This is a genomic window from Pseudomonas sp. R9.37 (assembly GCF_963878885.1).
Taxonomy (GTDB): domain Bacteria; phylum Pseudomonadota; class Gammaproteobacteria; order Pseudomonadales; family Pseudomonadaceae; genus Aquipseudomonas.
Genome location: NZ_CAWNZA010000003.1, coordinates 103,862 through 125,656, shown reverse-complemented (window position 1 = coordinate 125,656; position 21,795 = coordinate 103,862). Strand labels below are relative to the sequence as shown.

The 21,795-nt window shown below is 47.8% G+C and carries 18 protein-coding genes; 12 read left to right on the top strand and 6 right to left on the bottom strand.

Annotated features, from left to right (window positions below; translation table 11 throughout):
• The first annotated feature begins 931 nt into the window (after positions 1–931).
• The 10 genes from AACU78_RS02690 (at position 932) to AACU78_RS02645 (ending at position 11,448) form a co-directional block, all read left to right on the top strand.
• Positions 932–2,353, top strand: coding sequence for a site-specific integrase (locus tag AACU78_RS02690; protein WP_106579692.1), 1,422 nt, complete (start codon positions 932–934; stop codon positions 2,351–2,353).
• Positions 2,340–4,241: an integrase gene (locus tag AACU78_RS02685; protein WP_106579691.1), complete on the top strand. Its 1,902-nt coding sequence runs from the start codon at positions 2,340–2,342 to the stop codon at positions 4,239–4,241. Before AACU78_RS02690 ends, AACU78_RS02685 begins: the two co-directional genes overlap by 14 nt.
• Positions 4,238–6,166 (top strand): integrase, encoded by a 1,929-nt coding sequence (locus tag AACU78_RS02680; protein WP_106579690.1) that lies wholly within the window; start codon positions 4,238–4,240, stop codon positions 6,164–6,166. Before AACU78_RS02685 ends, AACU78_RS02680 begins: the two co-directional genes overlap by 4 nt.
• Positions 6,163–6,378, top strand: coding sequence for a hypothetical protein (locus AACU78_RS02675; protein WP_146151458.1), 216 nt, complete (start codon positions 6,163–6,165; stop codon positions 6,376–6,378). The genes AACU78_RS02680 and AACU78_RS02675 overlap by 4 nt, the downstream gene beginning before the upstream one ends.
• Positions 6,375–6,767 (top strand): hypothetical protein, encoded by a 393-nt coding sequence (locus AACU78_RS02670; RefSeq protein WP_106579689.1) that lies wholly within the window; start codon positions 6,375–6,377, stop codon positions 6,765–6,767. The genes AACU78_RS02675 and AACU78_RS02670 overlap by 4 nt, the downstream gene beginning before the upstream one ends.
• 495 nt (positions 6,768–7,262) lie before the next feature.
• Entirely contained in the window at positions 7,263–7,715 is a 453-nt protein-coding gene (locus AACU78_RS02665; protein ID WP_106579687.1) for a hypothetical protein, read from the top strand.
• 644 nt (positions 7,716–8,359) lie between these two features.
• Positions 8,360–9,346 carry a tyrosine-type recombinase/integrase gene (locus AACU78_RS02660; RefSeq protein WP_106579686.1) on the top strand — a complete coding sequence of 329 codons (987 nt, stop codon included), beginning with the start codon at positions 8,360–8,362 and terminating at the stop codon, positions 9,344–9,346.
• A 754-nt stretch (positions 9,347–10,100) separates the two neighbouring features.
• Positions 10,101–10,436 carry a hypothetical protein gene (locus AACU78_RS02655; protein WP_256587031.1) on the top strand — a complete coding sequence of 112 codons (336 nt, stop codon included), beginning with the start codon at positions 10,101–10,103 and terminating at the stop codon, positions 10,434–10,436.
• On the top strand, positions 10,433–11,035 hold the full coding sequence (locus AACU78_RS02650; RefSeq protein ID WP_106579683.1) for a hypothetical protein: 603 nt from the start codon (positions 10,433–10,435) through the stop codon (positions 11,033–11,035). The genes AACU78_RS02655 and AACU78_RS02650 overlap by 4 nt, the downstream gene beginning before the upstream one ends.
• Positions 11,036–11,256: 221 nt before the next feature.
• On the top strand, positions 11,257–11,448 hold the full coding sequence (locus tag AACU78_RS02645) for a hypothetical protein (RefSeq protein ID WP_106579682.1): 192 nt from the start codon (positions 11,257–11,259) through the stop codon (positions 11,446–11,448).
• Between the two features lie 113 nt (positions 11,449–11,561).
• On the opposite strand, the gene AACU78_RS02640 is transcribed toward AACU78_RS02645, so the two are convergent.
• From AACU78_RS02640 to AACU78_RS02620, 5 genes are all read right to left on the bottom strand, one after another.
• Positions 11,562–12,293, bottom strand: a complete 732-nt coding sequence (locus AACU78_RS02640; RefSeq protein WP_146151457.1) for an HNH endonuclease — start codon at positions 12,291–12,293, stop codon at positions 11,562–11,564.
• Complete coding sequence (locus AACU78_RS02635; RefSeq protein WP_106579681.1) at positions 12,290–13,549, bottom strand: AAA family ATPase; 1,260 nt, start codon at positions 13,547–13,549, stop codon at positions 12,290–12,292. Before AACU78_RS02635 ends, AACU78_RS02640 begins: the two co-directional genes overlap by 4 nt.
• Before the next feature lie 832 nt (positions 13,550–14,381).
• Positions 14,382–16,010 carry a DUF2326 domain-containing protein gene (locus tag AACU78_RS02630; protein ID WP_106579680.1) on the bottom strand — a complete coding sequence of 543 codons (1,629 nt, stop codon included), beginning with the start codon at positions 16,008–16,010 and terminating at the stop codon, positions 14,382–14,384.
• Positions 16,003–16,218, bottom strand: coding sequence for an ABC-three component system middle component 7 (locus AACU78_RS02625; protein ID WP_256587029.1), 216 nt, complete (start codon positions 16,216–16,218; stop codon positions 16,003–16,005). The genes AACU78_RS02630 and AACU78_RS02625 overlap by 8 nt, the downstream gene beginning before the upstream one ends.
• Positions 16,211–16,945 carry an ABC-three component system protein gene (locus tag AACU78_RS02620; protein WP_106579678.1) on the bottom strand — a complete coding sequence of 245 codons (735 nt, stop codon included), beginning with the start codon at positions 16,943–16,945 and terminating at the stop codon, positions 16,211–16,213. The genes AACU78_RS02625 and AACU78_RS02620 overlap by 8 nt, the downstream gene beginning before the upstream one ends.
• A 437-nt stretch (positions 16,946–17,382) precedes the next feature.
• Here AACU78_RS02620 and AACU78_RS02615 point away from each other — a divergent pair, with 437 nt between their 5' ends.
• Positions 17,383–17,934: a hypothetical protein gene (locus AACU78_RS02615; protein ID WP_177410124.1), complete on the top strand. Its 552-nt coding sequence runs from the start codon at positions 17,383–17,385 to the stop codon at positions 17,932–17,934.
• Positions 17,935–17,967: 33 nt separating this feature from the next.
• On the opposite strand, the gene AACU78_RS02610 is transcribed toward AACU78_RS02615, so the two are convergent.
• The gene (locus AACU78_RS02610; protein ID WP_106579677.1) at positions 17,968–19,545 is read right to left on the bottom strand and encodes an ATP-dependent nuclease; all 1,578 of its coding nucleotides are present in this window, start codon (positions 19,543–19,545) and stop codon (positions 17,968–17,970) included.
• A 1,180-nt stretch (positions 19,546–20,725) separates the two neighbouring features.
• Here AACU78_RS02610 and AACU78_RS02605 point away from each other — a divergent pair.
• Positions 20,726–21,556 (top strand): HNH endonuclease, encoded by an 831-nt coding sequence (locus AACU78_RS02605; protein WP_106579676.1) that lies wholly within the window; start codon positions 20,726–20,728, stop codon positions 21,554–21,556.
• Positions 21,557–21,795: the final 239 nt, after the last annotated feature.

The window sequence follows — 21,795 nt, the reverse complement described above, 5'->3', positions numbered from 1 at the left end:
CTCAATGACAGGCAGCGCAAATAGCCCAACGGATGGTTTACGGGCGGACGACCAACTTCCTTTAATCAGCTAAAAAAACGTCAACTGGCTGGTAAGTGCTTCATGCGATGACAGCCCCCCTCCGGAGCAAATGAGGAACGTCATCGGAGGTAATGCGCTTGGCTAATTAACTGCTGAGAACACAGCTCACGCAGACCGAGGTGAGTCACACCTATTAGATGAAAGAGAGGCGGTGGGTCTGGAAGGTGCAATAGCAAAATGACCATGTCTTAGTCGATTTGAGGCAAATCGCTGCGAATGCCAGATACCCACACTTCGGGGAACGCCGATACCAATCTGCGTACCCAAACGCCTCTCGCCTGATGGCGCAGACGCCCTCAGGGATTCATCGTTGACAGTTCCACCCTACTGAAACGAGGCGCCCGTATCTTGGGCCCCGTTGAGCATTTCCAAAAAACTGGGTGCCGGAGGGTATCCCGAGGCGATTTGACGACCTCCGGATTGTGTCTCGCGTATCGCCTTAAGCGATGAACTCATAGCAGAGAGTGTCTGCCCACTCGCGCTGACAGTCTATTCGGCGACCGCCCATCAGTAATTACCTTGCCCTAAGGAACATCACGATCTAAATCCGCTACAAAGCTACATTATTCGATATCTGCTGTTTACACATCAGCGCCATATATCTTCCTTAATCCGAGCCCTCCCCCATAACCCCCCAAAACCTCGATACATAAGGCCTAGGGAATAACCCACCCCAAAAAAAAAACAACAGAAAGGCAAACCAAAATGAATATTGTCAATTAATAGAATATTATTAGCACTTCAAAACAAACTGCCCACAAGTATAGTTAAAGCATACTTTGAATTAAGCTTGACAGCGACTAATCAACAACTTTAAATCTCCTATCCGAGATCACCAAGCCCCCTGAAAATGCCTGCAGTAGTCAATCGAAAGCCGCGTCAGACTCCATACAGAAAGTACCGATACGTGGTGCTCCCACGCATATTCCTGTTCAAGACTGAAAACGCTGCGAATGATGAATGTGCTACGAGCACGGTCATTATCCAGGGCAAATATGTTATTCAGCCTTTCAAAACCGAGTCAGGAAAAGACGATTTAAGAAATGTGCCAGTCATATTGAAACCAGACGGTTCTATATGGCACCACGGATCTCTCTACCTACTTTCACGAGCGTCTGAGTACAACCCTCCTTCCGACCAAACGCTCAGATCATATGCAAAGGGGCTGGTAGATTACATCAATACTTTGGCCGTTGACCAAATAGACTATCTTTCGACTCCAATTCGACAAGGCTCTCGACCTACCTACCACTACAGAGCCGAGCTAGAAGCAAGAATAAGTGAAAACCAGCTTGCGATATCTACGGCCAACTCACGCATTAGCACAGTAATTAATTTTTATCGATGGATGAAAAAACGATATGACTACCATCCAACTCAAGACCTCTGGACTGAGATTAAAAGATACGTTCGTTTTAGCAACTCAAAAGGCTTCAGCAGTGGCAAAGAAGTTATTACAACGAATTTGCATATCAAACAATCGCAAGAAACCAACACAGGCGAGTACGTCGTAGATGGTGGAAAACTATATCCATACACTGAAGAACAGCAACGCACGCTTGCAAAAATTCTTTTTAAAACTACAAACACAGAGATGATACTCAGCTTTCTAGTGGCACTAACTAGCGGCGCACGCTCGCTGGCAACTTACACCCTTCGAACATCTGACATATTGATTCCTAACACGGTTCAAGGCAGTGAAGTAGCCATTAAAATTGGGCGCAATACGGGCGTAGACAACAAAAATAATAAAAAAATGAAAATCTACATTCCAGCATGGCTAAACCGCCTGATATATAATTATATACACTCCGAACGTTATAAACGTAGAGTTGCAAAGGCGGGACAGCCCACCGATGGCGAGCAGTATGTATTCCTAACATCGCATGGCAACCCATTTCATACATCCAAAAGCGACATGAGAAGGGGGCAGGGCCAGGCGATCCAAGAAGGAAGCTCTGTTCGTAAGTTTATTTCAGAGACGCTTCAGCCTGCCCTGAACAAACTAGAATCCCCTTTCAAGTTCCGTTTCCACAACTTGAGGGCGTGCTTCGGCATGAATCTTCTAGAAGAAAAGCTTAAAGGCTTACCTCAAGACTCTCTCGCCTACACCCGAGCGGTGGGAAAAGTCCAACAGCGTATGGGTCATGCTGATATCTCTACCACGAATAGATATCTGAGTTATCGCGAGGATAACGAGTTGAAATTCCAGGCGCAGAGCATGTTCGAGCAGCATTTACAATCAATATCCGAAAATTATGTATACAGTTAAAATCAAATCCATTCTGCGTCAAGTCTCGGGAATTACTATCATCGAGATTGACAAGCTGTCGATGCAAGAAATCAACGCGAAAATTGATGAGATTGGCATACATCAAGTAGCGTTTGCGACTAAATACGAAACAGTATTCCACGTTGGATCACACTGCTTTCGCAAACGTTATCGCATTGGTGGCACTGCCCTCTATCAATGCCAGAGGTTTGATCTGATTGAGAGCAGGTGCAAAGCACTTGACGGCTGGGCGAGAAACGCCATCACAGCCGTAAAAACTGGCATGATAAGCCAACAGACATTCACATCGAATTCCCGCGAACTTAATCAGTTTCTCTGCTGGAGTTACAAAAATGGTTACTCCGACCTTTTTGACAGTGTCGAAAGGTATTACGAAACCTACACTTCATACTCCAAACTTGCTTATGATAAATACACAGATGGTAAGTATGTCTACCACACCGCCGCCATAAAACAAAGCGTCGCATTCAGCACGCTTTACTGGTTCTTTCCCGAGTGCACTATTAATTACAAGCCTGCACTGCCGAAAGTACCAGTGAAACATGGCTACAACCAAACTTCTGTACCACGGGAACAAGATGTGGCTCGCGGACTGGGATTATGCACTGAGATTTTCAATGGATTCACAGAGGCGCTACTGAACGGCTGGAAATATCCATTCCAGGTAAATTTGATGGGTGAATATTTTTGGATAGTCCCACATCGCTGGCTATGTCATACCAATAGGGCAACTCCACCTGAGGTGAGCACGGGTCTATGGCACTACAGGTCAGGCACGTTGAAGCCTCAAACGCATGAATTCCGTATTAAGCGCTACTTCAACGCCATAGACACAATTGCGGAAGAGAACAAGAACCCCCAGGTGCTGACGACTCACCGGAACCGATTAGGGAAATGGGCCCATGATAGCTTTGTCCTGATGTTTGCCGCTAACACTGGTATGAACGAGCAACAGATCAGAGATCTGGAATGGCTAACCGGTGAATACGAAGTAGTGCCTAGCACCCAGGGATTCAGGACTGTAAAATGGCGTGCCGGTCGAAAAACGCAGTGTTTTACAATCGCAACTCGCTTTGTAAAAGATTTTGAACAGTACCTTAAACTAAGATCTTTTCTCACGAGAGAAAGGTCAATCAACACTCTTTTCATCCACATCCCCGTTCTGATAGAAAAACGGTGGAGGCCGTTACAGTCTTCCGCTCTGAGAAAACTAGGCGATGCGATACGTGGATATATAGATGAAGGCTTCCCATTCCTGAGTTACCGACAACTGCGACTTTATAAATACAACTACTTACTGAAAGAGTTTGGTGTTGTGGTAGCTAGTCAAATAATGCAGAGCAGCATCGGTACAATCGCCAAGGCGTATTCATCCGCCGCTGACGATGTAGCAACCAAGGAAATCAGCGCTTACTACAATCTCCTTTCAGAGGCGCACAAAAAAAACATCCAGAGAAGGAACCAAACGAGTATACCTTCAGGGCATTGTATTGAGCCAGGCAAAGCAATTTTATTGGTACAGATCAACCACAATGTAGCAGAACCTACTTGTAGCAATTTTATCACTTGCCTGTTCTGTGAACACTTTGTAGCACATGCCACGACCAACGACGTCCGAAAATTACTCAGCTTACGCTATTTCCTCATGGAGATACGCAGCCAGTCAATTTCTGCAGAAGAATTTGAAAAGCTGAACGGAGCCACTCTACAAAAAGTGAACTACATTATTGATCGATTGAGAAATACCTCGAACGAGTTCAATGCCACTGCAGACCTTATTGAAACTGAGGTTTTTGCCAGCGAAATTTTGACTGACTACTGGGCAGCGCTTCTAGACAACCTAGTAAGAATTGGAGCTATGAAATGAATCTGACAAACGCAAGAAAGCACCCTGGTAAGGACAACGACGCTTACCTAGGCATGAAAGTAACTCAGATCAATGAAAACACCGTGATCAGCCGTGACGAGCATGGAAATATCAGCTCTATCTTCGCTCACGATAAATGGTTCACCCCTCAGCTCAACAATCATCATCTCAAGACATCTTGGATATGCTTTTCCAAGTTCAGTTCTAACAATAAGACCGAGCGCGCAAGCCTGACGCAAGCAAAAACGATTATATGCACACAGATTTTTCGCCCGTCAAAGAGGACAGGCTCTCACCCTAGCCACGACGGAGTTATGTCTATGCTTGGAGTTCTACGGAAGCTGCATGCACTGGCGTCAACAAAGAGTTTAACTTTAGCTCAGATCCTTGCAAACCCAGTTGAACTTGAAGATTACATTAAAGATATAAACGCTCTTAATGACCTGAGAATCTTTAAGACAATGCTCAACAAAGTAGTTGAGAATTCCATATACCCAGTCTCGCCTCTCATTCTTAAGCTAACTGACCAGCTTATTCGAGAGTCAAATGACGAATCAGAGCAACATCCGGTTATTCCTGGTCGTATTCTTTTCCAGAAAATGTCAAATTACAGAGAGCTTCTCACTGAATACAACTCTATTGCAGGAAATATTGAAACGCTCAACCTAAGAGTCGGAGCCAACCCATTCTACGGTAGGATGAAGCAGATATCCACCGACCCAACGCTCCCCAATGTTACTTTCAACCTAGCCATGAATGAGTGTGGACTGACTGAAATCAGCGAGAAATATAAATTTAATCAGTTGTCTAATATCGCAAACTACATCAATCGGTGCTATTACGCTGCAAAGATGCTCATACATGTGTTTACAGCAATGCGCGAGCGGGAAGCATACCTACTGAAAGAATCTTGCATTGAAAAAATCTCCGCTGACACATATATAGTTCACGGCTTAACCATCAAGCTAACTAAAGCACCTCGACCGGCAAAATGGGTGACATCAGCGGATATCCTCTTCCCGTATGAGACGGCCATGAACATCACCCGGCTTATAAAAAAATTCATTCCAGACAGCATCAACACTCAGGATTATCTTTTCCTATCTGTATCCTACTTGCCAACATCCAACTATCACAATAGTGCATGTAAATCAAAAAAATTAACTCAGGCCAGCTTATTGCCACTCAAGTTTGAGCAAACGTTCCCACCGACGTTTATCAGCTCCGAAGACTTCAGTGAGCTTATGATGCTTGACCCACTGAGAGAATGGCAATCGCAGGCGGCTTTCCAACCGGGTGAAAATTGGCGATTAACCACTCACCAATTTAGACGCTCAATGGCCGTGTATGCCGCACAAAGTGGCCTGGTATCACTACCATCTTTGAAAAGGATGCTGCAACACACGTTGCTTCAAATGTCACTTTATTACACGAAAGGTTTTGCTACAGCAAAATACCTTTTCGAGGACGTTAACCCTGAAACTGCCAAATACTTTCAAGAACAAGTGATACCAGCGGAGGCTAGTCTTTTCTTGAAAGACATCATTATGGAGGAAACAACTCTTCACGGCGCAGCGGGGACTTTTTATGAGCGCAACGTTAAAAGTTCATTCTTAGGAAATATCGCTACTAATTTTTCTGAAACGCTAAAAAAAATGAAGCAAGGATTGATTTCTTACAAAGAAACCATTCTGGGAGGTTGCATAAAGGTAGGAGAGTGCCATGAGCGGGCTCATCACAACTACGTTGCCTGCCTCAACTGCACCAATGCCTGCATCAAAGAGAAAAAGCTAGACCAATCAATCCTAATTCAAGTCAAAATTATCGAAACCATTCCGAAAGGAACGTTTGCCTACAACACCGAGCAGACCAAACTCAGCATGTTACAACTCTTCAAAGACAAAATCTCACAGGTGATCGCATGACCTCAGATGTTATCCAACAATACGAAGCTGCTCTTCAACGACTGATTAACAACCAGCCTGCTTCATTAGGAGTGGAAATCAGCTGCGATGGCGTGGCTAAAGCAGCACTGCAAACGAGTTCCTATGGCGGTAAACATACCCCCTACAAAGTACACGCTCCAATAAATCCAGTACAGCGTGCTCAGATGGTTAAGGATCACACGACCTCATGACTTCCGATGTCATTCTTCAATATGAAACAGCACTTCAACGACTGGTTGATAACAAGCCAAACATCTTGCCGCCGGGCAGCAAGATCACAATCAACAACGTGGCCTTGGAAGCTGGGCGCGGGAAAGGCTCTATCAGAAAAGATCGGGAGTGCTTTGATGAGCTTCGCGAGAAGACCAAAGCTGCCGCAGACAAACAAAAAAAAGAAAATAGCGCGAAACCCAACAAAGCGTCTGAAAAGCTGTTTAAAGACCTCTATCACCAGAGCTTAGCCAGGGAATTGATGCTGATTTCTCAGATTGATGAGCTGGAGAAAGATCTTTCTATATTGAGCAACGTGACGAATATCGCTACGCAGAAGGAAAAAAACAGAAAGGCGGCTGAGAAATGAGCACTCGGTACAAGATCTTAAAGTTCTTGTGGCCAGATGAGCGGAGTGACTGGGAGAATAAGCAGGAGCGCTTATCCATCGACGCTACCAACGAGTTGGAAGACTACTATTTGACTGACCAAGGTAGGCTTTCGATGGATCCTGAAGAAGCCAGGACAGCCGTCCTCCGCTTCGCTCAGCAGAATAAAAAGCACCCGCAGGTAGGTCATCACTTGGGGATCGTACAGGCTGGAATACTCAGGCAGCGGTATGCATGGAGGCGCCTGGATAGTGTATCGGCTGCTCGATATGAGTTCATCGAGTCTGCTAATGGCCTTAGTACCGTGGTAGCTGCAGAGCGACTTACATCCACTATCACCTGTCAGGATGGGCTGGAAGGTATCCACTCTCCGTTGGGCAATGCCGTAAAGGTCATTAATCGCGATGACCTGGCTCGCATACCAACCTCGTGTCGGCAGTCCAAGCATATGACGACGAATCTTAAGGAGCTTTGTGATGGGCGGTAAAAGGAAGCCTTTCATTACCACCAAGGCAGTAAGTGAGGCGGTTGTAAGATCGAGTGTAACTTGCGGATGGACGCTTCCACTGATCCAAGAGGTATGGGAGCTATCGTCGCTTCACCTATCAGAAGCAGTCATTAGAGATGTTTTCTCCACGATCCTCGCTAAACCCACCGTGTCAGCGCTGTTCGACAGGAACGTGTATAGCGTTACAGGACAAGAGGCACTTCAATTCGTACCTCCAGCAGGCTCTATTAGCGACCCAGCGTACGCTCTTAGCGAGATGCTGCGAGACGTGATCAAAGATCAATGGCCGATGGACAGGCTGCCACCATTCGACAGCGAGTGGAATGACTTTAACGAGGCACTTTTTGAGACGCTATTTAACTCGGGCTTTTCATCGCGTCGCTTGAGAGGTTGGAAACTTGAGCAAGATTTGGGCATGTGAGTTGAAAATACTCGGATGTTCGGATAGCCTTATTGAGTCCTCGAGGACGGGATTACCTGGCTCCTGCGGTCAGCTTGCAAATCCTAAGAGTACAGGCTAGAACACCCTACTCAACCAATGTGCCATGAATGCTTGTCGTGCAAGCTGACAACGACGCATTAGGCATTCATAGTTCGGCATGTGGGTTGAGTAGGTTATAAAGTACACGTCATGTACTATTTGCCCTCATCTGGTTCTACGTGCACGCCTGTGGAGTTCCAGGTAGGCCATTCCACGTCTCCACTCGCTGACCAACTTCTTCCAATCCCGGTAGTAAGCACCTTCTAACATACGTGTAGAGCCCCAGCTCCCCCACATTCACACCTACTTCCTCGAGTAGTGACCTCGTAAAGGCCGATAGTGACCCTTTCGAAGTATACACATGGGAGTGCTCTTTTCCAGTCAAGAACGCCAGAGTGCCTACGTATCCTTCTCACTGGACAGCTCAAAGATCGACGTGATAGCTTTTGCCGACCGATGTATCTGGATCGGGCGGTCGGCTCGCGAAGGCTTTAGTGCCACAGGTTTCGAAACCCTTCTTCACGCACGCATTTCGACAATAGTCAGCGGGCAGCCGACGCCTCGACGATATTGGAGAACTGCCAATGCGCGTTCCAGTACATCCAAAAGATCTCATCCGCAACAGTAGCCTGAAGAAGCTCGCAAAGAATCTGCAGAAGCAGTGGTGTGGCCCAAGCCCTCTCACCCACACATCAGCCCTGGAGCTTCTTGCCCAGGGACTTGGTTACAAGGACTACAAGGATCTGGCAGTTTCCACGAGTGAGCAGATGCCAGCAGGTGCCTTCTCAAGCCAGTCTGCGGTGAGGCAGGCACTGATGCTCGCAATCAAAGCGGCGATGACACCCAGCGAGTGGTTTGCCTCAGACCAGGCGGCACTGGCGCAGATGATCGACTCGCTGCACCTTAACGCTCTCTCAGCATTCAAGATGCCGAAAAAGGTTCATCAACCGCCACGTCATGGGGAACAGTCCACTGAGTCGAACATGTCAGCTTTGAGAACTCAGATGGCGAAGTCTGCACGGAAGCTCTCCTCCCAGTTATCAGACGAAGAACTTGAGTCTCTCAGTCGGGCCGTTGAGAACACGGAGAGCCTGCGAGATCAGGCACTGATGAGCTGCATGATGGCCGGCCTTCGAAAAGGGGAATACTTGAGCGCGAGGCCCAGCGATTTTTCTGAAGATGATGAACGCACCCTCTTTGTTTCTCGGGGCCCCAAAAAAGCGCGAGTCACATTGCCTCCCAAATACTGGACACCCATCAGCCGCTTCATCATCACCGCGAATCTGGCGGGAAACGCCATTCTGTTCCAATCCAAAAGGAGCCCAGAAATTCCTATGTCGCCTTCGGCGCTTAATAAACTATGCGAGGCTTGGGCACACAAAGCTGGGATTGATCCTGCCAAAGTCAGTCCACTCACGATTCGCATGTCCTTAAAGTTGAACGCGGCTATGCAGATGGCCACTGTGAGTAGTCCGCTCCCAATCGTGGCAAAACAAATGGGCCACTGGCCAACGGAGTCGATGACGAAGTATTACCTGAGTAGCGGCTTGGACTCCAAACTCAGCGATTGAGACGAGACGTTCAGGGTGGGAGTGACGGTGACCAAGACGGCAATTTTTGACGCGTTCGGGACGGTTGTGCGGATAGGTCGAAGAACGAACCCATACCGCCAATTGCTGCGGGAAGGCATCAAGCAAGGCCGGCGCCCTCACCCTGGTGATGCACACGCCATCATGACGCTGAACTTGGAGCTGCATGAGCTCGCCGAGCACGTCGGCATCCTGCTTTCAGAATCTCGGCGAGTTGAGATGGAGTGCGCTCTGCGGGCCGAGCTCAACTCCATTGAGGCATACCCCCAATGCAATTGAGGCGTTCGCTATGCTCCGGGGGCGTGACGTTGCTCTCGGTATCAGTAGCAACCTTGCCAAGCCCTATCGCGCGGCGGTGGAGCAGCTTTTCCCGAGCATGAATAACCAAGCATTCAGCTTCGAGATCGGCGCTGCCAAACCCGATCCTCGTATTACCAGGCCCCACTGGAGAGACTTGATCCCAAGTCAGGAAGGCCTGCCAGAGCAGATGCACCTGAATTTTGGATTGTAGGTACTAAGCGCGGTGTAATCGGGATGGTGCCCGAGCCCGTGCGCTAGTAACGCCAACTATCTTGAACCTGGCCCGTCGATGCTCGCCGTTGTCCTAACTCTGCCGGACTTTCATCCTTACGCCAGCGCGCTCAGCTTGCTGGTGCGATGAGCCTTCGACCTGGACTGCAGACAAAATCTTCCGCACCAGCTCAAGGTTTTCCAAAACCAACCGTTTGTCATAGGTATGTACCCCTTCGAGCAAATCGCTTTGATCCCACCAACCAATGACTACGCACAGCGTTTGAGTGCCGCCATTCCGTTTCCCAAGACGATCCTGGGCAACCGCCAGCACGGTGCCTGGCAACGTCTGATCAGCGTCATCAAGTCTTCAGAAACCCTTTCTGCATTTGATAAAGCAGCAGCCTATATTGAGGGCTACGCACATGCGCTGGTCGACAGCGACCAGATCGACATTTCCATCGAACGAGATGTGTTGATCATCGAGACTGTCGACGCCTGGCGATGCGCCCGTGTTGAATCGAACGCTTCGCCTTATCTGAACCACCCAGGAAAACCATGACTTCTTTTTTTAAACGCTACGCCGACGGCGGAACATCAGACCGGCACATCCATATGCCGCAGCGTCTTCTGCCCACGACCGTCAGTCATTGTCCCCTCGAGGTCTTGGTCGGCCATTGGGAAAAGTATCTGGTAGACCCCTCCTCCGTTCGTGAGCAGTTTCCGTGGGCGGCGCGATTCGTTATGGGCATGCCCGTTCCATCGTGGGCGCGTGGATTGGAGTGGAACCTCGGTCAGAAGTCTCGCTTCATCTCTGCAGTATGGTCGGGCGGGGATCTGGGGAGCTACCTCACGAATGACTGGTACGAATCAGAGAGCGGTGGCAGGGCATTGGCCGAAAACAGTGAAATTTTGTTTGATGGCCAGCAACGGCTTCACAGTCTGGAAGAGTATTTCCTCGACCGTCTGGCGATCCCTGATGCACAAGGACAGCCAAGGATCTGGTCTGAGCTCGGCAACGGCGAAAGGAAGCGCTTTCTGTCGACGATCTTTACCCATGTCCGGGTGTCGTCTGGTGACGAGGTGGCATTGCGCAGAACATACGATCTTTGCGCGCAGGGAGTAGGGCCTCGGTCATTTGATCAACAAACTGTTCGGTAATCTTTGCATTTCCAATAGTCGGGCGTACCCCTCCGGGGACGGCTGTCGTAAACCGAGCCCCGTGATGACGGGTCTCGGCCCTCCGGGCTTCCATCCTTACGCTCTTCGACCATCATGGTCTGCGCGCTCTGCTTGCATGATGGTCGAAATCACTTCCCTGCTTGGACATTGCCGGCACCTCCCACATACTGATCTCGCACCAATCGGAGATGAGGCCGGCTATGTCATGGCTCTTTTGGAAAGATAAACGCCCTGCCTGGGTACAGGCTGAAGAGCGAGAGTTCATCAAAGCGGTGAACAGCCTGCAAACGCTGCAGACAACTCCTGGTGGCGGGATGAGGATTGATCCTGAAGAGCTCAGGGATCAGATCCTGGAGTCACGAGAAATGTACAAAGATTTGGTTGAGAAATAATTTTACTAAACGGCCTTCCGCTATGAGCTATAAGTGCGTAGTTCAGCTAAAAAACTGAAGACCACAAACCTCCTTCATAGAATATTTGCAATATATGCGAAAAAACCAAAAAACTAATTAATTTTGTATATGCTTTTTTTTAGTTCAAATAGCAGTTCTGCCAGGCCCTGTCCCTCCATCGCCGAAAGCCCAACTCCGATAGCTCTTTCAATCTTCTCATGCAGCGAAGCTAAAGGTGGATGCATTCCATTAATAGCATAAGACCTTTCAAGCATCTCGAATGAGAGTTTTTCGTAGGTCTTAGCACCCTCAGGCGAACAATGTGAATATTTTGCAAAGCTAAGTGAGTCTGTGCTGATCTGTACGTACGTCAAATGAGCAGAGTAAGTAAAACCTGGAAGTGATGGATTGATTATCGGCAGTATCTTGCCTACCAGATGCCTATCAATCCGAGCGCCTTTCCATTGGTTACAATGCACACATCCGACCGTTAGATTGTCAAGTGAGAAGGTAAGTGACGAGTGCTTTGATTTTGGAAGAACGTGCTCTATATGCCATGCCCAACCATAATGGCCAACAGGGCGACGACAATATGCACAAGATCCAGCACATTTATTAAAAAGATGATTTTGTACGCGCTGTCTAACGTTTTTATATGTCGCCCGCTCAACCGCACTAAAATTAAACGTCCTTGAATTAGCCTCCCCTCTCTTAAAAGTCTTTGAAGCTGCGGGTGAAGAAAAAGCCGTCCAAGCCTCACCACCGTCCATTTCCTTACTTTTTATCATATCAATAAGCTTTTGCAGATGATTTTCTTCGTCGCTGTCTACACAAAGAGATTTCATATTGAAATCTTATCCTTTATTGATTTTGTTAAACCTTTCCGTACAAACTGAATAGCGGCCTGAATCTGCTTTTCAGCTTGTTCGGATAATCCCATTGCCGAACTCAAGCTGCGCAAGAGTGCTATCGCTTCGGCTCGTTCAGTTGCGCCTTCGGCGTAATCAAGCACGGTATCAGCAATCTCCACGCTCACTTCCCGAGTCTGATATGGTGAAGTATGAAACTGCCTCAACACCAATTGCTCATGGCTTGCAACCTCGACAAAGCTATAGAATTTATACGAAACACTTTGATGATGGTTTTCTTGTTGGTTTGTCTTTCTTCTATTATCAATCCTAGCATCCAATACGGCCACGACATTATCTAGATTACCGTCTGCGCGCACTCCTTCGCTAATCATAATAGGAGAGTGAGTTGCAATAACAACGTGAAACCTATCGAGCCTTGATAGTATTTTCACTAAGGTTTTGTGAAACTCCATTTGCCAATGTAAGTGCAAACTTAGCTCAGGCTCGTCTATTAAAAACACTGTGCGCTCTTCCATCACGCTCAGTATTTTTGCAAACATAAGCAAGCGATTTTGCTCGCCAGTGCTTAGCCCCTCAAAATCCGTAACTAATTTACGTTGATTTTCAATTTTTAGTTTTATTTCAATATTTGCGTCGAGATATGCAATTAGTGCTGGTATTTGCGCCAAAGACAACTGATCGAAACGCCCGCCCCCTTGAGCTATTCTATTAAGCATTCCTAATGGTCTTGCTCGCAGCAAACCAAGCTCAGCTGCTTTGTTGCGTAACCGGGTTGCGTCCCGAAGATCTTCATTGAAACTTGGCTGCAAATACGCGACTGACTTTTCACCTATAGAGAACGTAATATTTAAATCAACAGATTCGCAGAGCACTTTGAATAGCGACCTATCAATCAGCATAGCTTGAAGTATATAACGGCTGAGATCTCGCTCAATAGCTGTCAAAAACACAGCATTTCTTGCGTTCCGCGCCCCCATATACTTTACATTTCCGTGATCACCGTAACGGAATCTGTCATGAATAGAGCTTGCAATACAGGCAACTATGTTTCTTGCCTGCTTCGTCTCTAACATTTCAGATAGCGCGCCAAGAACCCTAATTTTTCCCGAGCCATTGTTTCCAATGATATACGTGAACTTTCCTTTACCTTTACGAGCCGTTGAATCTTCAATTCGTTTAAGGACTGATTGAACCAAACCACCCGAAGAATGATGAAAATTTAGCTCCATGCTCTGTTTCGACTCCAATCATTTATAATTTTTAGCGCCGGTGATCGAATGCAAATTCGACTAAGATGCCAGCATTTTCGCCCACCTAATCTTAGGCTAAGTGGTGCAGGAGATATTGCATGACGACGGGCAAAACAATCAATAAGAATTGCAGCGTCATTCAGCCTGTTATCAGATGATTCGTCAGGACTGTTCACATTCTGACGAAGCGACTGCCTCGTCGGGATTGAGAATTTTTTGCTTGCCAACGCCCGCTTGCGCCCAGTTTGTGTGCCAAGGCCCGAATAGGTCGCAACTGCGCTCTTGAGCACCCTAGTAATCACTAACAATAATCGGGCAGGATTACTCTGCCAACTCGCTCCCTTTATCACCTTTTCCCAACTTAGAGGATGCGAGAGAGCGAAGAGTGCCAAAGCTAGCACCGGCCCCCGCTACAACGCGCGGGATGGTTCTGGATGTCGTCTTGGCGAACTCTGCCAGAGTCTCCTGTGACCACTGGCGGGGTTCGCGCAGATACCTGATTACTTGGCCCAGTTCACCTTTGCTTAATGCGCGGGTTTCAACGTTGTCCAAGCTGCTCATCTCGTGCCCCTGTTTCAGTCGCTGTTCAGATGGTTCGTGTATGAGTCGGGCGAGAACCGGGCGACACGACATGAACCTGACGGTTCTGAGGCTAGGTTCATCCTCCCTTCGGCTGCCATTAACTGATCCTCCATGTATCGACAGGCCAAGCGCGCCGGCAAGACTGGCACACAAGAGCCGACTCAACAGCTGTCAGCTACGTATGAGCACGCCCGTGCTGGTGAACGTCTCCGTTCCCCGACAAGCCTCCTTACGCCCTCTTTTCTTTAGCGCGCCAGTCCTTGGTATAGAGCAGTTTGTCGCGGTGTAGTTGTAATACCGTATTGGTCTGCAGGATTTGCTGAGTTGCGCTGTTGAACTTCTTTGCCTCATCAAAAGCTAGGAAAATTTGCTTTTGTTTGAAGGAGGCCAGGATCTTAATGATATGTTCGGTGGCGGCAATTTCGATGTTTTTGTATATCATCGAATCGTGGATGACGAATGGCAGCCGTGTTAGTGACAACATTGATAGGTCGAACCCAACCAAGCCCGCATATGATTTGCCTGTTCCAGTATCCAGTGGAGAGGTGAAGCTGTAAGAGTTAGCACTCTTAATACGCAGCTGGGACGGGTTACGCTCAGGCCCATAAACAAGATTGTTGAATTTCTCAAGTTTCTGATTGATAGCCGCTTCAATTTCAAGAAAGATTTTGTCGTAGATAGCGTCTAGACGTGTTTTGGAAGCTGTCTCGCTATCATCAATGGAAACTTTCTGCTCGAAGAATTTATTTTCTTCCCTAGCCTTGTCGGTAACGTCTTTGAGTTCAAACACCTTCGCAAATAGGTCTGTTGGAGTGCCTTTAGCTTTAAGTGTGAATTTTATTTTCTCATCCAAGTCGGTGATGAGGCCGGTAATCTCAGACTCATTTGCGACCAAAAGCTCAAGTTCACTTTTAAGTTCTTTGCTTACTAGCTTGCCAATTTTTGCGTGGAATTGCTCTACCTGCTCGAGACGTTCAAGGTTGGCCTCTGGGAAGAACTCAGCAACGAGGGCTATGTTTGCAGCGAGGCGAGGGGATACGCCAGAGAGGTCTCTCTGAAGTTTCTCTATTCTAGCCGAAATCAGACTTCTCTTATTGATCAACTCATTTTTGGTTTGTTGTATGGCCCTTAGTTTTTCATCGAACAGGGCTTCGTATGCAGTGATGGCGCCGGCGAAGTTATCCTTGATATCACTGATAGCTTGCGTATTGGCTTTAATGAGCTGACTGTTAGATTTATACTTGGTCATCGTGATCCGTGGGATAATTTCCGCAGCCATCGACTTTCTCATCAAATCTTTTTTATCTTTAAAAATCTGGAGTACAGCCCGCTCCACGGAAACATCAGCCGTACGCTCAAAGAGATCGAGCAACCTTGCCACGCCCGCGCTGAGTCTTTCTTTTGAGGCTCCCGCTAATGGATGATCTGGATCAGCTTCTCCCTTGTTCCATATACGAGCAAATGGGCCAACGATGGATCGGAAGGAGCTCTCTAGCTCAGACAGCTCATATAGGCTTTTGAGTTTCCCTCTATACGCTTCAAGTGATATTTCGTCTTCTTTGACATGGTTTGAGTTGCAGATCTCAACAACGTCTGGCAGCTCGGTAGATCTGGTGACAAATAGGGGGACACCACCGAACTCAAAAGTGATTTCGTATGAATGGGTTCCAAGCACCTTAATCACTCCGGCGTCGTCTACCAATAGGCTATTACCGCCCATTGCGAAGTCGATCACCAAGAGAGCTGATGATTTGCCAATGGAGTTCTTGGCTTCATCATCACCAAGGACAATGTTTAGCCCAGCATGGAACTCAATAGAGCTTTGATTGAATAGGTTGCACTTTATCTGTTTAAGCATATTCAATCACCCCAGCTTCACTCTGAACATCTAAATAACCTAGGAAAAATAAAACATCCATCGCAGCAAGAAATTCAGATGCGTCTAAGAATTGATCACGAGTCTTCGCGAAGGCTTGGGCTACAGTTTCACCAGGCTCCTTCTCTGCCAGGATGGCGTGCATCTTGAAAATGGTAGATTCTTCAAGCTTTGTAAACTTACTAGGCACTAGCATCGAAAACCTCGCAGTTTTGAACAAAGAATGAAGTGATGATTTTCGAAACGTCCAGGGATTTACCGCTCCTTGCGCTGATCCATTGAGCGATATAATTGAAAACGACATCTTTGTTGTCGGGGTATTCTCTATGCATCGCCCAAAAATAAGTGTTGACCTGGTTGAGCAGCATTTTGACGGCTGCTTGATCCCGTTGCTCCAGCAGCCGCAGTTCGTCCCGGATTGTCACGAAATAGCCAACCACATCATGTCGTATGTTGCGCTTCAAGACGTTGCTGGCGCCTTTCTTTAGTTTCTCTTTCAAGGTGAAAGCATTTAGATCTAAATCAAATGCGACTAGGCCTTCGTCGTCCAGATCAGCGAAGGATTCAATCAGCTCCCTTATCTCAATCCTGAGGCCATGCTCAGAAATCGACTTCCTGGCATCCGTATCTCGGATGAAACTGTCCTTGATTCCGCGCAACCGATCATATTCTTCAATCTTAAAGTCCTTGTCGTACTTTCGGTGACAAGAAGGACACAAGCAGATCACGTTGCCGAGCCCATTGATGTCGATAGGGATCGTGTGATTTACCAATGCCAAAGTTTGAGCGGCAGTAGGGTTCAGAGGATAGATGTGAGCGACTTCATAAAACTTTCTAGGGTTTTTTGAACCTGGCTTCTTATCTATGATTACAAGAGCGCACAGCGGACAGATACCACCTGTCTCCGCATAAAGCATGCTGTGCTCTTCAGGATGGTATGGTGTCCTTACATTCGCCATATAAAACCTAAATTGTCTGCATGCCACTCAGGGCTGAGCAATGCCCTGACTGGATAATAGAAGAGTTATAACTAGGCGCGGGTATAGGCATCATATGGCATGATGAAATCGCCCGACCTACGGATGGTGGGGAGAGTAGCAGAACGCTGTAAGCCGACGTGGCGGCTGCTGTTGTTGATATCGACACGCTGCTTTCGCAGGCTGCCTGTTCAAAATTCCACATTCCCTGTGCCTGATTTCCGCTCCTCTTGCGCAACATACCATTTTGCCATCATCGCCGGTATAGCCCGGTCTCATCTTTTGAGGGGGGGTAACCGATGTCCGTGTGAGCATGATTGAAGGTGTGAGGTATGATCCTCGGAGCTTGGCTCCCTCAAATCAGGCCAAGAATGATGATGAATGTTGTGAAACGCGTCTTTAACGCCCTCTATCCCGACCGCCGTCCCGATTGGGAGCAGAAGCGTGAGCGCGAATTCATCCTGGCGGCAAACTCCTTGAAAACCCTATCAGTAAATGACCGGGGTGGCATGTCCATTGATCCAGAAGAGCTCAGAGATCAGGTAATCGCCTCACGTGAGCAGTTGAAACATCTTGTCCAAAAACGAGAATCACCTCGCCGATCATTTAGAGCAGCGGGAGATGCCCAGGTGGAACCGTTAGTGAGTCCCGCCGTAAAGGCTCCGATGAGCGCCATGGACTGTATCGAGGTGGTGGCTTGGCGTCAGTTGCACAGTGGCGGTGCGGTGCGTTATGTGTGCCTCCAGTCTACGAGTACGGGGCGATTCGCTGTAGCGACCGCAAGCCTGTTCTCGGACGGCAGGCAAAGTATTCCAACTTGGATCGAAGCCAACACCGCCAAGCACGTCGCCAATGCCATACAGAACGATCATCTTCGCTGGTTGACTACTGTGAGCGAGGCGATGAATGCTTGGGATGCAGACCTTTGATTGCCTTGAGGCGAGGCTTACCGATGCTTGGGCCTACAACTGCCATGCCTCAATAGTGTTGAAAAGCCTTTCAATCTGAGTTGGCAAGTCGGTTCGTGGGTCATGGCTATGATTGAAAGTGCTACCCCCGGCTACGAACTTGTCCGCAATTGTAACTTTTGAATAGGTAGTAATCTGCTTTAATCTAGCGCCGAAAATCCGATAATGCTTGTCTCGAAAAGCTGCTGGCAAATAACTTTCAATCGTATAGCCCTCAGTCACCCAGCAATATCCTGTCTTCGACTCATGTTCAGCAATATCTGCCCAAATCTGATATTTCACGCAGCTTTGGTTAATACATTCGTCAGTTCCATCAGCTGCGCGCTGAAAGTCCAGATCTCGATCCATAACTACTATGGAGTTCCTATTTATACTGAATATGTCGATTAATCCTGGCGTAGCATTTGATGTGAAATGGCTGAGCATAGACCCGCCGTAAAGAACGAAGGAAAAATCAAGGTTTTCCATGGGCATGGATTTACCATGTGTAGAGCACCAGAGCGAAAGCCAGTGCAAAATGTAGATCCGATCAGACGCCCCTTCGACCCATATCACGCCGTTGGCTTGGAAAACATCGCTTGGCTTTATCCCGAGCCCTGAAAGAGCCCTTGCAGGTGATGTTAATTCTGATAATGCGTAACCATTGACTTCAAATAGCTTTGTGTCTGGTACAGACCAGCTTGATATGTCTAGAAGCACAGACGAGTGCGTAGAGATGAAAAGCTGGAGGTTCTTACGGGTAACGATTTCAGAAACCCTAGCCATCATGAGTCTCTGAAGTGTTGGATGCAGGTGTACTTCAGGCTCCTCGATGACACATATCTGGTTATCATTAACAGAGTTCAGCCATCCTATTAGTCCAGCAAACGCGCGCCATCCAGACGGCAGCATCTTTATTGGGATATGGTTGTACTGGCCTAAATCATCGTTGAGGTAGATACCTAAAGTATTCTTATCAATAAAGCTAATTGGGTTGGCATGCTTGTAGGTGTGATCTTCATTCGGAGGTCTCTTATAATCTACTTGGTCGGGTTGCAATGGGTGTGGAGCGAGTCCTACGAGATGCTTGCCATCATTATTGAGCGCATTGATGACATTTTGAATACAAACTCCGCGCTCGTCGTGTGATGAGCGAAAACTGATTATGACTTCTAATTTATCTAAGACCCTTATAAGCTCTTTCGGTGATTTTGATGATTTACTGTAGATGCTTCCCTCGAATAGGTGTCTCTCATCTCGTGTTGTAACGGCGATATATGTTCCAAATTCATCAATATCTAGCTTGTTGAATATTGAAGCTACCCAAGTTTCATTGTCGAAATAGATGATGGATGTCGCTACGGTAGTAGAGCGCATATTTTCACGAGCAATCGTTTTTATAATGTCGACATCCTTGAGTGCGCGCACCATATCTAGCACAGTTGACTTGCCGCCGCCGTTTGGGCCGACAAAAATATTAACCTGTGAAGCTTTGACTTGTGGAACATCACTCGGATTGAGGGAGTTGGTCTTCATGATGTTGTTGAGGCCGAGTGTTCGAAGCCCCAACAGACCAAAGCTTTTAATATGCAAGATCGTATTCCTTTACTAATTGATGTTGATAGACGCACTCATTAAACATCTTCTGAAAATGAGCCTCCGAGCGGTGCAGGCGTCACGCTTGTATTGTACCTAGAGAGACGGAAGGAGAAGTGCTGGCAGGAGCTGGACTGACACCGGGGCGTTCGCATTGCTCGGTTCTCCACGGTATTAATGCCCGCCATCCTCCGCACCTTGAGGTGAATCAGCAGTCAGTCGACGATAAAGGTCGGCTAAGAGGCGAGCATCCAACAGCGCGTGATGGGGAAGTTCCGGGAGCGTCACGTTGACGAGATCATCCGCTTCGAAATGCCTGAATAGCAGAATCAGGTTGGTTGGACGATTGACCTCGTTAGCTGGCCAACGATGATTTACGTAGGCCAATTGGCAGAAGAGATCCCAGTCCCAGTCCGGAGCGTCCGAGCAAATCTCGAGCGAGCCTTCAAGGTGGCTAAGGAAAGCGAGCAGTGAGGTTTGAGTTCGACCAGGGGTTGCCCATGGTCAGGGAGGTTGAGCTGAGGCAGGACGTTCTGGATCACGAAATCGCTGCAGTCTGCCACTTGGTAGGTATCTGTGATCTCAACGTAGTATTCGTGCCCGGCTTCGGACACGAGTGCCAGGGAAATCAGCTTCGTATCTCGGTTGAGCTGAGTGAACTCACAGTCCAAAAATAGCTTCATCCCCTCCTCCCCTATGAGTACCTGGTTCATGCGTGACAGTGTACCTCTGGTAAGACGATCAAAGCCGGCTGGTTTCCTTTACGACGTTAACCGATTGCCCTGACGAGCCCACGTCTGCGCTCACAGCAAGAGAGTTTTGCCAGATGTTGATCGATGCCATCTTTTGGCGATGCGCGATGGTCAGAGTATTCGCTCAGACGTGAGACGAGCTTTATACCGGGAGCAGGCCGTGGAGATACTGGTACTCGCACGAGTCGCTGCTTGGGGTATAGGACTTGAGGCACGTACTCAGCAGATACCTCTACTTGGCTCAATCTGGCAGACGAAATCGCGGGGATGCAGCAGTTCATCCCCTGCGCCTCTGAGAGCGATGAAACTCGGGTTAGCTACTCCATATTGCGGAAAGGTGGGCAGACCGCAGTGGCACGTTGCCACCCACGGAGGCGAACCCTTAGAATTCAAATTCCAATCTGATTAGAGTAAGGATTTAAGAAATGGCAGTGAAGCCCAAGGCTTTTAAAGAGTTATACGCCAAGGCCGCTGGACGGTGCGCGATGTGTCCAAATTACGAAAGTGTTTTCAAGGATACTATCTGCTCAGTTGAAATAAGCAATAAAAATATGTCCGAAGTAGCGCATGTCATCGCCCAGAGTAAAAAAGGGCCTCGGGGAGAAGACGGCTACACCGGTGACATCGACGATTATGATAACTTAGTGCTGCTCTGCCCAACTCACCATAAGGCGGTTGACGATAACCCCAGCAGCTTTCCGAGTAGTTGGCTGAGAGCAAAGAAAAAAGAATTAGAGCAATGGGTCAATAATTCCCTTCAGTTGGATAGTCGGCGCAATAGTGATGTAAACGCATTGCGCCTGCTGATGAAAAACTTAGCATTTACCAGAATCCGCGCTCAGTGTGATGATCTTCCAGACAGCTTTGACCTCAATTTTTTTGACACCGGCACAACCTTGGACAATTTCCCCATCGACTTGCCGGATGCGCGCCCCTTTTATGACGGGGTACTCGAAGCAAAATTTTCGGAGTTTGAGAAATCATACAGAGAACTTTCTTGGATTCTCAGTTCACACATAGAGACTGAGAAAAAGGGAACAATTTCAGTTTACCGCGAGGCGATTCAAAGAGGTAGTAGGTATTACGTTCCTCTTAACAAAGGCGAGCTTTACGCCATCGAAGAGTCGTTTGAAATCCAGAATGAAATTCGCGCTAGGAGAGAGAAATTTCTTAACTGCTATGTAGAGCTAATGAAGTACCTACGCTTCAACTACCCAGAAATTGATCTGAACTCCTATGAGCCTTACCAGTGGTGAGTACAGTTACTTAGGGTGAGCTAACACGGCCGGTATCTGCACCGCAGAGTCCTCGTATGATACTGGCCCATGCCGATGGTGCAATATACACAGTAACTTCCCGATCTTGGTGGGCTCTACGTTGGAACGTGGCGGGATAGATAAGATGACGACTACCGCGCTCTTCTTTTTGGTCACCTCTAAGAGCGAACCACTGTCAGTCTCGAGACTATAGCCGATGAGAGACGCCAGCAGCGACA